This is a genomic window from Capsulimonas sp. (genome assembly GCF_039929585.1).
Taxonomy (GTDB): domain Bacteria; phylum Armatimonadota; class Armatimonadia; order Armatimonadales; family Capsulimonadaceae; genus Capsulimonas.
Map to the genome: position 1 here is coordinate 1 of NZ_JBDSQY010000267.1, position 13557 is coordinate 13557.

11 protein-coding genes are annotated in these 13557 nt (G+C 55.9%); 2 read left to right on the forward strand and 9 right to left on the reverse strand.

What is annotated here, in order from left to right; genetic code table 11:
- From ABIZ35_RS20205 to ABIZ35_RS20220, 4 genes are all read right to left on the reverse strand, one after another.
- On the reverse strand, positions 1–1076 hold a 1076-nt coding region (locus tag ABIZ35_RS20205), incomplete at its 3' end, for a hypothetical protein (RefSeq protein WP_348221727.1).
- 130 nt (positions 1077–1206) lie between these two features.
- Positions 1207–2436: an IPT/TIG domain-containing protein gene (locus ABIZ35_RS20210; RefSeq protein ID WP_348221728.1), complete on the reverse strand. Its 1230-nt coding sequence runs from the start codon at positions 2434–2436 to the stop codon at positions 1207–1209.
- Positions 2437–3495: 1059 nt separating this feature from the next.
- Complete coding sequence (locus ABIZ35_RS20215) at positions 3496–5661, reverse strand: IPT/TIG domain-containing protein (RefSeq protein WP_348221729.1); 2166 nt, start codon at positions 5659–5661, stop codon at positions 3496–3498.
- A gap of 124 nt (positions 5662–5785) precedes the next feature.
- Positions 5786–6799, reverse strand: coding sequence for an IPT/TIG domain-containing protein (locus tag ABIZ35_RS20220; protein WP_348221730.1), 1014 nt, complete (start codon positions 6797–6799; stop codon positions 5786–5788).
- 306 nt (positions 6800–7105) lie between these two features.
- On the opposite strand from ABIZ35_RS20220, the gene ABIZ35_RS20225 reads away from it, so the two are divergent.
- Positions 7106–7246, forward strand: coding sequence for a hypothetical protein (locus ABIZ35_RS20225; RefSeq protein ID WP_348221731.1), 141 nt, complete (start codon positions 7106–7108; stop codon positions 7244–7246).
- 886 nt (positions 7247–8132) lie between these two features.
- Positions 8133–9557, forward strand: coding sequence for a cysteine--tRNA ligase (gene cysS, locus ABIZ35_RS20230; RefSeq protein ID WP_348221732.1), 1425 nt, complete (start codon positions 8133–8135; stop codon positions 9555–9557).
- Between the two features lie 91 nt (positions 9558–9648).
- On the opposite strand, the gene ABIZ35_RS20235 is transcribed toward cysS, so the two are convergent.
- The 5 genes from ABIZ35_RS20235 to ABIZ35_RS20255 form a co-directional block, all read right to left on the reverse strand.
- Entirely contained in the window at positions 9649–9969 is a 321-nt protein-coding gene (locus tag ABIZ35_RS20235) for a DUF5658 family protein (RefSeq protein ID WP_348221733.1), read from the reverse strand.
- Between the two features lie 107 nt (positions 9970–10076).
- Positions 10077–10397, reverse strand: coding sequence for a DUF5658 family protein (locus ABIZ35_RS20240; protein WP_348221734.1), 321 nt, complete (start codon positions 10395–10397; stop codon positions 10077–10079).
- A gap of 160 nt (positions 10398–10557) precedes the next feature.
- Complete coding sequence (gene tatC, locus ABIZ35_RS20245) at positions 10558–11355, reverse strand: twin-arginine translocase subunit TatC (protein ID WP_348221735.1); 798 nt, start codon at positions 11353–11355, stop codon at positions 10558–10560.
- 16 nt (positions 11356–11371) lie between these two features.
- Positions 11372–12907 carry an Ig-like domain-containing protein gene (locus ABIZ35_RS20250; protein WP_348221736.1) on the reverse strand — a complete coding sequence of 512 codons (1536 nt, stop codon included), beginning with the start codon at positions 12905–12907 and terminating at the stop codon, positions 11372–11374.
- 77 nt (positions 12908–12984) lie between these two features.
- Positions 12985–13473, reverse strand: a complete 489-nt coding sequence (locus ABIZ35_RS20255) for a DUF2007 domain-containing protein (RefSeq protein WP_348221737.1) — start codon at positions 13471–13473, stop codon at positions 12985–12987.
- Positions 13474–13557: the final 84 nt, after the last annotated feature.

Consider the following 13557-nt stretch of genomic DNA (forward strand, 5'->3'; position numbering starts at 1 on the left):
AGACGAAGGCCTCGGATTCCCCATCCAACAATGAAGCCATGATCATTGATGCCTGTCGCATTCTGAATCTTCCAGCCGCTCCAATTTGCATACGTTTCGGTTAAGTCCATGACGCCCTCCCCTCTCCACAGTACGCCGCGCGAGGATAGGTGATCATTACTACGGTTGGTCACTTTACCAACAATCTCGCCCATGTTGTTAATACCATACGCGTATGCGTTAGGGTAGTCCGGAAAAGACGACAACTGAGTTGGCAGCGAACCATGAAGCCATGCAAGAACATAAGAACCCGAAACAGCATCTCCATCCCAGCGCGGTACGACTGTCTTGGCTACCGTAGCCACAACCTGTCCCGAATCGTTGATCTGAAGGTTAACAGGATAGTCGGGAAGTTTGATGTCCGCGAGAATGCGCGATGCTTTATTTGTAGTGAAACGAATGGCGGTGGCATGGCTGTCTCGAAGCGCGTCAACTACATCCCCCCGGATGTTTCGCGCGTAAAGTTTTGATCCCAGTCGATGTGGAGTCTTCCCTGGCGTGAATACCGCCAAATGCTCCTCGTAGTCATAGCCGCGTGGACCATGCGACTCGTTAATACTCAATCCGACAATCACACCAGCATCGTTTACAGATTGCGCGGTGCTGCAGCGATAGCCAGGAAGAACGCCTAAATCATTGGCAGCGCCGTTCGTCCATGACACAGCGTGGTATACCTCTCTTTCATTTCCATTATATTCAAACACGCCAGTATCACAGTTACCAACAATAGCGCCAGAGTTATTAATATCGGAAGCGTCACTTTCTACTCCGGCAGAGGCGCCTCCGTCGGCGCTTGGGAGCATTGGAAGTTCCATCATATGTCCCTGGCGCCAGAGAAAGGCTCTCGAATCGCCCAAAGCAGTGTTTGAACGCCCAACGACATCTCCTACATTATTGATTGCCGCAGCGTAGCTTTCATGTCCCCCAAGCGTCCCTAAATCTACAATGGCGGACGATGCTTTTTTGTTTGCATAAAGCATCGCGGCGCCAATGGATGGGATCAGAACGCATATAAGAGCTAATCGGATTGCTTTCATCTTGGTATTCTCACTCCGGAATGGGGACGTGTCGCCGCTAAACAAGTTAATGAAAATCGGCGTCAATCTTCGGCAAAGGGAAGAATGACGCCGCTGACAAGAAAAACAGCCGCAAAGCGTTAACGAGAGATTAATTAGCTGCTGTCACCGTGAACCGCATCGGACTGGAGTTGTTCGCATATCCGGGATTGATCACCCGCGCGAAGTACGCGCCTGCCGTGGAGCTGACCGCGCTCGGCAGGACGATTGTCATCTTGTTGGACGAAACCAACGTCGGCGTTACTGTGTAGGTGTCATTGATCGTCACCACTGAGCCGGCTTCGAAGTTTCCGCCGGTCAGTGTGACCGTGACAGCATCGGAGCCCGCATTGATCGAGTTGGGAGTAACTGCCGTCAGCACCGGACGCGCAGCGACTTCGAAGGTCGTCGGCGCCGAGTATCCGCCTTCGGCGATCGAATTGACGATCCGCACTTGATAAGCCCCTCGGCGCGCCAGCACGGCGGCCGGCACGGAGACAACGAGACGGTTGGCCTGGATCGATGTCGGCGTCACGAGGGGACCGTTGCTGAACGAGACTTTCGACCCCGCCGTGATGCCCGTTCCGTAGACATAGAGCGACAGATTCGAAACGCCAACCGGGACACGATTGGGGCTGAGGCTGCTCACCGTTGGCGCCTTCTGTCCAATCGTAAGCCTCACCGGGGCGGAATAATCACTCCAGCCTGGATTGACGACCCGCACGAAATATTCGCCCGGTGTTCCAGTAACACTGCTGGGCAGGATCGCCGTGAGCTGAGTGGTGGAAAGAACAGTCGGTGTGACTGTATAAACGTCGTTGATCGTCACAACGGAGCCCGGAGTGAAATTGAGGCCGGTAACGGTCACCGTAGCGTTCACGCTCTCAGGATCGAAACGATCGGGTGTGATGCTGGTGATTTTGGGAGCGACAACGTGTACATCGATTGCGTTTGAGCTTCCACCGCCGGCGGGAGGGGTATAGATACCCACGCGCATCGTTTCCGTGGAAGTTTCGTTCGAGGGCAGAGCGAACGTCATTTTTGTCGGGGAGACATAATGGGCCGGCCGAGGCGTTCCCCCATTGATGGATACTAAACTATCGGTCTCAAATCCGGTTCCGGTCAAGGTGAGTGTGACATTCTGCGCGCCCTGCGACACCGTCGCCGGAGAGACGGTGTCGAGATGAGGAACAGCCGCCAGCACCGGGGTCAGCAGACAGGCCGTTTGCTCATTAGCAAAGGTTCTATTGCAGGCAATTTGGTCCTGGCTGTTGATCCGAGGGTTTTGCAGGAAAGTAAAGTTATCCGTAATGTCAGCCAGATTCGCCAGTGTGGAAATCACGCCGTCCTTCCAGAGGAAAGCATCTTGCCTGCCATTCGATGCGACGCAAGTCCCTACGATAATTCTGTTGGCGTTGACTTGCCCCGCGTAAGTATCTATATATCCCGGCGGCCGCCCTATATTCTTCCATTGGGTGCTGCGAGAGGGCCGCAGAAAACTCCCTGTAAACCCGGGATGTGAACCAGTCGCAGGAACGAAGTTATAGCCAACAAGGTCCCCAAAGTCATTGATGCTTACTGCGGTATATGTCGCGTGCAAATCAGTTACAACGCCATTTGCCCATATCACCGTTTCCATACGCCCTTGGTTATCATAGGCGTTTCCAACAATTTCGTTTTTGTTGTTAATTGAGGATGCCGCTGTATTTGGACTGGCGGCTCCAGGGAGTGAGGGGAGGGGCTGGGTTACGCCTTGCGAAAACAGCACGGCTTTGTAAAGACTTGGAGCGCCATTGGCAGCCGTACTGATGATAGTCGTACCGACAACAGTATCATTATTATTGATACCATACGCCCCAAAAACAGTGGCGTTGAAAGGCGCCGCAAGATTTGTAAAATTGCCTGTGGCCACATCTTGGATAAAGTTGGTATAGTGGTTATTCCCCCCCTCGACCAGATCTGCTGTACCAAGAACATGGCCCAAATCGTTAATCGCTGTTGCCGAGACGCCGCCATAAAGTATGGAAGGATCATGCGGATACGGGGCAAGGACTATTGGCTTTTTGTTATGCCACACAATGATGCTGAGAGTCGTATGGAGAAAACATTGTCCCACGACGTCACCATTATTGTTAATGCCGCTCACGGTCACAGCGAATGCTCCCTGAGGCGGCTCCAGGACTTCGAGTGTATACTTTCGCGCCTGCGCGTCCTTCGCCCCCAGAGCAAGTATGGCGGTCAGGGATAAGCACGTCGCGGCCATGCGTGAAATTTTAGAAAGATAAGACATCGAATTTGAGAACCTTTTTAAATAAGGGAGCAGTGAATGTCCTGCTCCTGGAATATAGTGTCACGAACCATGGGTTTGCTGGCGGGGCCATGCGAAAGTAATTGTTGGTTCTTACTTTGCCGTCACGACAAACCCTTTGGGCGCCGAGTTATTGGCGTAGCCAGGATTGACGACACGCGCAAAGTACGAGCCTGGCGTAGAACTGACCGCGCCGGGCAGCACGATTGTCAGCTTTGTCGACGAGACAAATGTCGGTGTGACCGCAGTCGTGTCGTTGATCTTCACCACCGAGCCCGGCTCGAAGTTCGCTCCCGTCAGCGTCAAGGTTACACTCGACGCGCTCGTCTTGAACATGCCGGGCGTAATGGCCGTCAGCGCCGGGCGAAAAGACACAACGAAGTTCTTGGGCTCGGACATTCCCCCGTCTGCAAGGCTGTTGACGATGCGAATAGGGTAGGTTCCATTCTGCGCCAGGATCGAAGCGGGAATGGAGACAACCAGACGATTGGCCTGAACAGATGTCGGCACGATCGAGGGAGCGCCGTTGAAGGAGAGTCTTGACCCGGCCGTGAACCCTGTTCCGTAGACGTAAAGCGAGAGGTTCGCTAGCCCTATGCCGATTCGGTCCGGACTGAGACTGCTAATTACTGGCGTCGCGGACGCCACAAGCAGGCGCAGCGGGCCGGAGTAGTCGCCTTTGGCCGGGTTGACGACGCGCACGAAGTATGCGCCGGCGGTTCCCGTGACGCTGGAGGGAAGCATTGCCGTCAGCTTCGTCGGCGAGAGAACCGTGGGCGTAACCGTATACGTGTCGTTGATGGTCACAACGACGCCAGGAGCGAAATTCGTACCCATCACTGTGATCGTGACGTTGGCGGCGCCGGGGTCAATACGGCCGGGAGTGACGCTGAAGATTGTAATCGAGCTGACAACGGTTAGCGGCAAGTTCGCGGAGGCGCCTCCCCCGGGAGCGGGCGTCTCAACATGAACGGAGTATTGTCCAACGAGCGCCAGAACCGACGCCGGCACACTGACCGTCAGCATCTGCGGAGAGACATAGTGCGCAGCCACCAGCGGACCATTATTGAAGGAAACCTTACTCTCAGCTTCAAAATTATTGCCGTAAATCGTCAAGGTTGCGCTAGAGTTGTGGTTGATAATCGCAGGCGTAATGCTCGTCACGCTTGGAGCCGGCGCGGCGGCGGGTCGCATAACAAAACCACGCGCAGTTCCATGAAACAGTCCCGAACCAAGGATTTCGTTTTGGTCGTTAATCCGGATAACTTCATCCAAGACCCAACCGCTATCCGCGGGAAGCAAGTCCGCCAGATCGGCAATATATCCATCATGCCAAACAAAGCAGTCTTTAGGGACATATGTTGAAAATCCTGGCGATACGACCGTGACTCCGGATTTCCCAACGATCCAATCATTATTATTGAGGTTCACCCCGGAGATCCAATCCTGCCCGCTGAAGTTTTCGATCTTGCGCAAAGCCCCGTTGGACCAGAGGTAGGCAGTCGGCTGCAACTGCCCGTTGTTGACAATATCTCCGTTGTCCCCGTTGACGAGAACATCTCCCTTGTCATTGATGCCGGTCACCCACGGATTTTTGACGCCAAAATCTCCATAGTTCGCCACGATCTGCGAATCCTGCCACAGCATATACTGCCGCCCTTTCGGCGTGTAGGTTTCACCGATCATCTGTCCGGACTTATTCAAGCCGTGGATCTCGACGTAGGCGGCGCCCGCTGGAGCAGGATACTCGTGCGCAACCCCGTTCTTGACGTAATACGAAGTTCTGTTGCCTGAGTAAAGAGTGAACGCAGTCTGGCCTATCGAGTTGGATGTAACACTCTCCACGTCCACACCCGTGTCGACCGGAACACCCGTCACGGTAGTCCGTACCCCGGTACCGAGATTATAGCTAAAGAGATGAGTAAACTGAGTGGATGGCCCCTGGACATTCTGCCCGTAGAACACATCGTTATTGCTGGTGATTTGATACGCCGCAGAATTGACGCCGGGCGCATCAGTCTCTGGAAGCTGCATAATAACGCCATTCTTCCAGATGCACGAATGAGAAACGCCGTCAGACGTCGTTGCGCTTCCAGCAACGACCCCGTTCCTGGACACAAGTGCAATACTGCTTATCCCTCCAGGAAACGGCTCCAGCGCCTGGATTGTGTAAGGACGCGCAAAAACGGGATCGGCGGCAAGTACGCTGAGGACGACTGCGACGCCAGCGACACGTGAGTACTTAGAGAAATGGGACATAAGAGTTGTAAGCCTTTACAAAGAGAGAAGGAGCAGTGATAACCTGCTCCCTTCAAGGGCGCATTGAGAACGACGAACATGCTGGCAAGCAAGTTGGAGGCGTTCAGCGAAATAAGAGTTGTTTTTAATTCGCCGTCACGACAAAGCTTTTCGGAGCCGAATTGTTCGTATAGCCTGGATTGACCACGCGCACGAAGTACGATCCCGCTTTGGAGCTGACTGGGCTCGGCAGCACGGCCGTCAGCTTCGTGGAAGAGATCAAGGTGGGCGTCACCGTGTACGTGTCGCTAACCGTCACGACGGAGCCGGCTTCAAAGTTAGCCCCGATTAACGTCATGGTGACAGGCGATGAGCCCGCTTTGATCGAGGTCGGCGTGATCGTCGTCAGCACCGGACGAGGAGCGACAACAAAGCTCTTAGGCTCGGACGCGCCGCCGTCGGCAAAGCTGTTGACGACGCGAATGGGGTAGCTTCCCTTTTGCGCCAGGATCGGAGCGGGAATGGGCACGACCAGGCGATTGGCCTGAATCGAAGTGGGCGTGACAGCAGCGCCGCCATTGAACGTCACTTTCGATCCGGCTATAAATCCCGTCCCGTAAACATAGACGGAGAGGCTGGACAAACCCGCGCCGATACGATCCGGGCTGAGACTGCTAATCACGGGCGTGGCGCGCGCGATGGTCAGATGCACCGGAGCGGAGTAGTTGCTCCAGCCCGGGTTGACGACACGCACGAAGTATACGCCAGGTGTGCCCGTGACGCTGGCGGGAAGAGCCGCCGTTAGCTTGGTGGAGGAGAGAACCGTGGGGGTGACGGTGTATTTGTCGTTGATCGTCACAACAGCGTGAGGATCGAAATTCACTCCGGTAAAAGTGACTACAGGATTCACGGCCCCAGGATCAACGCGGTTAGGGGTAATGCTGGTAAGCGTCGGAACCGTTACGCCCACAGCAAGGCTATTCGAAGTTCCGCCGCCGGCAGGTGGCGTATAGACCGTAACGTTCAGTTGGCTGACGCCGTTCAGCGCTTCCCGTGGAACCGACGCCGACAATTCGGTCGATGAAACATACTTCGTAACCAGAGGGCTCCCCCCATTCACGGAAGCGGTCGTGTCGTTTTCGAAACCGGATCCTGTCAAGGTTAAGGTGATGGCTCCCCCCGCTGTTCCAATGGAACTCGGAGACACAGCGCTGAGTGATGGCTTTGCGGCTAAGGCAGGCGTTAGAAGATAGCTGCTGCTTCCAAAGGAACCGTCAGAAGACCCCAAGCCTACAATTTGATCGTTATTATTGAATCCGTCTACCGTTTGAATGTTATATGTGCTGCCGGCAGGAAGTAAACTGTTAACGTCGATCAGTGCTGCATCGGTCCTCATAAAGCAGTACCAAGTAAGCGTTTTGCTATTAGCCGCCATGCCAACAAGCCACGCCTTATTATTCATTTTATGAGCAAACATCTGATCAGCATCGTGGATAGCGCCGATATCCGTCCATACCCCTTGTGTCCAAATCGATGTTCGGACTTCATGACCGCCACCAGTCACACTCCTCTGCCCAAGGACCTGGTCGTGGTCGTTGATCTCTGAAACGGAATATTCTAAGGCTCCCAGATCTGTCGGGACGCCATTCTTCCAAATCACCATCCGATCACCAGCAGCGCTGAAAGACCAGCCGACAGCATGACCGGCGTTGTTAACGCCAAACGCTATCGTTGCTAAGTTTCCTGGCAGTCCAGGCAAAGCACTCAGAACGCCATTGGTCCATGTTAATGCATGCTGATTATTCGTATCGAGGGTATCCCCTACAATCAGGCCGTTATCATTCAAATCATATAGGAATGTATTAGCGCCGCCAGATACTGTCGGCAGCAGCTGCGATGTATTAGACGATGGGTTGTACAGCGCGGGAGCGCCACCGATAAGTTTTGACGACTCATCAAAGAAGTTGCTTCTGAAAATCACCTGCCCCGCAGTGTTAATTTTCACAACAGAGTAGGTGACTTGCGGGATTGAGCGATCGTGCGATGGAACGGGAATGAGTGAATATGCGCCATTCCGTCGAACGGCGGGTAATCTCCAACCGTTAATAATTCCAGCGATTTCTCCAGCGTCGTTAATCGATGCGGGGGAAAACTCATAGGGCCCTCCCTCATAGACGACTGGAGGAAGAATTTGCAGCGTGTAGCCGCGCGCATGTGCATTCGGCGCTCCTGTGGACAGCAAGGCGATGGCCGATACGCACGTCAAGACAAATGATGACATTTTTGAGAAATACGACATAGTAGTTTTCGAATCTTTCAGATAACCGGGAACAGGAGGCAAGTATTCGTTATTAAAGTATAACATATGAATATCGAATTTCCTATCTCTGGTGACCGGCATTGGCGGTGCGGGATTGGGGGAATAAGCAGTCCATCAGAAAGACCGCGACCGGTGAAACCCGCCGTCACTCGCAATATGCTATAATAACGCCATGTCACCTTTGGTTTTGTTCAACACGCTGTCGCGCAGCAAAGAAGAGTTCGTTCCGTCCGATCCATCGCTGGTCCGGATGTACTGCTGCGGTCCGACGGTCTACAACTACGCCCACATCGGGAACCTCCGCACTTATATCTTCGAAGACCTGCTGCATCGCATTTTGCTGCTCAACGGGTACGCCGTCAAGCATGTGATGAACATCACGGATGTCGGACATATGACGTCCGATAGCGACGCCGGCGATGATAAGATGCAGATCGCGGCCGCCCGGGAGAAGAAGTCGCCATGGGAGCTTGCCCGCTTCTACGAAGACGCGTTTTTCCATGACTGCGCTCGCCTGAATATCATTCGTCCGGACGTGGCGCCGCGCGCGACGGAGCATGTTGACCAGATGATCAAACTGATCCAGCAGCTGGAGGCGAAGGGATATACCTACGAGACGCCCGAAGGGATCTACTTCGACACCGCGAAGAACGATGACTATGGTAAGCTCGCGGGCCTCAATCTGGCCGGGCAGCGGGAAGGAGCGCGCGAGGATGTCAATGTCGACACCAACAAGCGCCATCCTGCCGACTTTATTCTATGGTTCACAAATAAACCGACTCATATCATGAAGTGGGAATCGCCCTGGGGGACGGGATACCCCGGCTGGCACATCGAGTGCTCGGCGATGAGCATGGAGTATCTGGGCGAGACGCTCGATATCCACTGCGGCGGCATCGATCACATCCCCGTGCACAACACCAATGAGATCGCGCAGAGCGAATGCGCCACCGGGCACGTCTTTGCGCGCTACTGGGTGCACGGCGCGTTCCTGAATGTCGCCAGTGGCGCGGTGACGGGACGCACCGCGGAAAAGATGTCCAAGAGCGATGACAATTTCCTCAAGGTGCAGAAGCTCGTGGATGACGGGTACGATCCCCTCGCCTATCGCTACATGTGCTTGATGGCGCACTATCGCTCGGAACTGACCTATTCGGATGAGGCGCTCAAGGCGGCGACTACGGCGCTCAGCAAAGTCTGGGAATTGAAGGCGCGCCAAAGCGGCGATAAGGGCGACGGCCTCACCGACGCCGAGTACGCCGAAGCGCGCACGCAAGTCATCGCCGCGCTGAACGACGATCTGAATCTGCCCCGCGCCGTCGCCGCTCTGCAGGGCGCGAAGTCCTATCGGCTGTGGCTGGAGTTCGACTCGGTGCTCGGGCTCGACATTGAGAAGCGCTCCCGCGAGGCGACCTCCGAACCGGGCGGCGCTTCCGATCTTCCCACGGAAATCACGGCGCTGATGGCCGAACGGGACGCCGCGCGCAAAGCAAAGAACTGGGCAGCTTCCGATGCTCTGCGCACGCAGATCGAGGAGCAAGGCTATACCGTGGGCGATTCTCCTGCGGGAACCGTCGTCCAGAAAAAACTTCTGTAAACGAGCGCTGATAATCTGATCATTAAGAATACAAAAGCCCTTCCAGCAATTGCTGAAAGGGCTTTTGTTTTTTTTGGCCTGGGGCCGATCGTCACACGCCCAGCAAAGCCTGCGCGGCGAACCGGCCCGTATACATCGCGACATAAAGGAATAGCGTGCTGCGCATCGCCACTCGGATCAAGCGGGGGCGACGCGGCCGATAGTAAGTTGCGATCAGGATCAATGGCAGGAAGCTGAGAAGCTTCATCACGCAGAAGGCGAAGTCGCCATGGGGCAGCCAGGCGGCGAAGATCGGGTTATCCTCCACGGCCACACCCGCATGAACCCAATAAAGCGTTGAGAACAGATCGGCGAGACAAATAATCGTCAGCGCCACATTTTCCCAGGCAAACAGTTGTCGTGTCCTCAGCATCCGGTCGCCCTTTCTTCCATCGCTTTCCTGAATGATCACTGTGCATAATACAGGCCAAGTCTGTATTTTTGCCGTGATCGCGATCCAGAATTCAAAAATATTTGAATTCAGACAGTCAGAAAGCTCTGGGTAATGACGCCGGAGACATAAAGCGCAATGTAAAGCGCCAGCGCGCCGCGCAGCGAAACCCGGATGAGGCGCGGGCGGCGCGGTCGGTAGTAGGCGGCAAACAACAGCAGGGGAAGATAGCTCATGACCTTGGCGATGCAAAAGGCGAAGTCGCCCTTTTCCAGCCAGAAATTCATATAAGGGTTCGCTTCTGTAGCGACATGGGCGTTGACCCAGTAAAGCGTGGAAAGCATGTCGGCGGTGCAAAGGATAAAGATAGCGAGGCTGTCCCAGGCGAATAATGATTTGATGCGGGTCATTCGGTATGAAGTCTCCTTCTGGCGATAATCTATCATACCAAAATCAGGAGATGCGAACAAGCATATTATCCCCGCAAAAATACCAGCTTTTCGCAAAAACGGCCAAAGCCGGCATATTTGCGGATAACGCCGATAGAGCCCGGAGCCGACGAAACGCTCTCTAAGAGCCAGTCGTCTTCGGCTCGACCCACTTGACGAGGAGAATACTCACGAAGAAGAGGATGGTGAGGGGCACGGCGAGCGCCAGCATGGTGCCGGGATCATTGGACGGCGCAACCACCATGGACACAGTGAAAAGCCCAACGGCGATCTGCCGCCAGTACTTGATCATCATGGCCGAAGTGATCAATCCAACCTTCCCCAGAAACGTCAGAAGAACGGGAAGCTGGAATAATATTCCGAACACCAGCATCAGCTTGATGACGAACACAACATACGTTAACGGGTTCTGGAAAAGCACTGCTCCTGGGATATCACTCAGATAGCTCAGGAACCAGTGAACGGCCATGGGGAGAATAAAAAAAGCGCAGGAAACGCCGGCGATGAACAGCAGAACGGACATCGGCGCCACGAGCGTCACCGCGCGCTTTTCCGTAGGGGTAAGCGCGGGCGAAATGAAGCCCCAGAGTTCCAGCAGGATAAAAGGAGCGGCAATAACCAGGCCTCCCACCATGCTAATTTGGAGCTTCAGAAAGAAGGGCTCCGTGAATGAGGTGAAAAGGATGCCACCGCCGACAGTCCCATTCTTCGCGGAGGCCTGCTTGATTGCGTTGAGAACGGGCGCCGAAAGCACCGTGTAGACCGGGCCGGAAAGGATGTACATTACGACCATCCCCACCGCACAGTAGACACACGCTCGGATCAATCGCGTCCGCAGTTCGGCGAGATGCTCGGTGAGTTCCGCCCGTTTCTCTTCCGGCCCTTCCGGGGCCGGATCTGTCTGCAAACGCAATGCCATCAAAGACCTTTTCGTATCACTGAGGAACGATGTCTGTAATCTCAGTGAACTTCATCGTCGTCGTTACCGTAGCCGCCACTCCACCGTAGGCGCCAGATCCGGGAAGTCCTCCACCTGGCAGTCCTCCACCTGGATAGCCGCCCGCGCCAGGGTACCCGCCTGCGCCGGGATAGCCGCCCGCCCCCGGATAACCGCCGGCGCCCGGGTACCCGCCTGCGCCTGGATAGGCTGGACCGCCGCCCGCATCGTCTCCTGCTCCGGTCGGACCTCCGGAGAAACCTCCGCCGCTGGGAGCGCCTGGAAAGCCGCGCCCGCCAAACTTACCCCCTGTGCCGCCGGGAATGCCTAAAAGGCCTCCGGGAGTTCCAGGGCCCGCGCCGGGGTAACCGCCTTCCCCGCGCCCGATGCCGCCGCCGGAAAGAGCAGATGTTTTCGCCGCGTCACCGGTATAGCTAGCAGTCGTTTCGGTTCGGATCAAGCGTCCAGAGTTATAGGCGAAGTAAACAATACGATCGACATGCAGCTTATCCGCAGTGGCGCCGGAAAACGCCGAATCGGGATTGACCGGGAAGTGCGCCGTGCCGTCGAAGGTTTCTCGGATCTTCGCCGTGGGATATCCGTTCTGCCATTCAAAGCTTTCCAGCCGGCTCTCACCGGAAACGGTCAGCGGTTTGGAGGTGGCCCAATCCAGCGACACTTGCAGCGGCGAACGCCACGAGTCGCCGATGGTCACGCGGCGTGCGGGCATGACCGGAATAGAGAACGAGAAGTGCGCCCCCGGCCCTAGCGGCGCCATGGTGCTGAGCACATCGCCATACTGGGTCACGGTGCGATACTGCGACTTCAGCGGATACACAGCGCTGATCGTTTGCGCCTGCACGCCTCGGGTCAATGTTCCCTTCGGGGTGATCATATCCCGGATCAGGAAGTTCTCCGCCTCGGTATCCTCGACAGAGCGCTTGAATTTGATCTTGGACGCCTCGATAATGGTATCGGGAGTCGTGGTGCTGTCGATGCTGACGCCATTGGAGGTTCCGGAACTGCTGGACGAATTCTGACTTAGCTCCGTCGTGCGGTTGTAGAACATCGTGTCGTTCAGACGCCACTTGTATGTCAGAACCACGCCTCGGGCCGCGACGCTTGGGATCTTGTTGGCGATACGCACCGGAATCGTCTGGGAACCGACCAGCTTATTTTTATTGGTGTATACCGAGACGGTGACCGTGTGGCTCCCGTCCGGCAAATACTTCTTGGTGTCCGGATCATCCGGCGTGGTGTAGGGAGCTTTGGTGTCCCAATCGTAAACGGATGCATCAGTCGCCGGCAGCACGCGCGCCGTCACGAACTGGCCGTCCACGATCACTGAGACATAGCCTCCCGGCGGTAAATCGCGCGCAGCCACCCGGATCGGGACGGTCTCACGCACGATCGCGTTTTCGGCGGGCCGTGTCACCGTAATTCCCTGGGCTCGGACATCCGGCGCACTTCCAAGGAGAAGCAACGCCATTGTCCCGCCGATCATCGCTACTGCATACTGCTGTTTCTGAAGCATTGTCCCTCACGCGCCCCCTGTTTCGGATCAACGTCCCGCTTTGAGATAGCCGTCACGCACGTCCGCACGGGCGTCCACTACGTATTTTGAGGCGGCAAACGCCGCGCCTCTTCAATAACCTGCCGAGCTTTTTCGGCCAGACTGGCGGGAACGAGCACCTGTCCCCAGCCTTCTTCGCCCGCAGAAAAGATATTGCCCATGGCGGGCATCGCCACATCATGCAAGCGGGCGGGAATACCGGCCGCCTCCAGCACTCCCTGGATGATATGCGCCTCCGCTTCCGAGGTCGCGCTGAACACGGACACCGGAGCGTCTCCCGCAAACGTGACGGAGCCTTCCGGAAGGTCCAGCGGATCAACCGGGATCTCCCATGCGTTCAGCTCTTCCTCGGCGACGGCCAGCGAAGCAGGGTCCGTCTGGGCGACGTAGCGATCGACATCCTCCAAAATGGAGTCCGCCTCGCGCTCCTCGCGCTGCGTCTCAATAATCTCGACGTCGGCGTCGGGCGGCGTCAACCGCTCCAGCGGCGTTTCGCCCATGGGGTTCGAGGTTTCGTCCAACGTCATCGTCACAGTCTCCTCAATACGATCGTCGCAGGGTCTTCAGCGCGGGCGCATCATCTTCGCGACGCCGCGCGCGATCACTCCCCC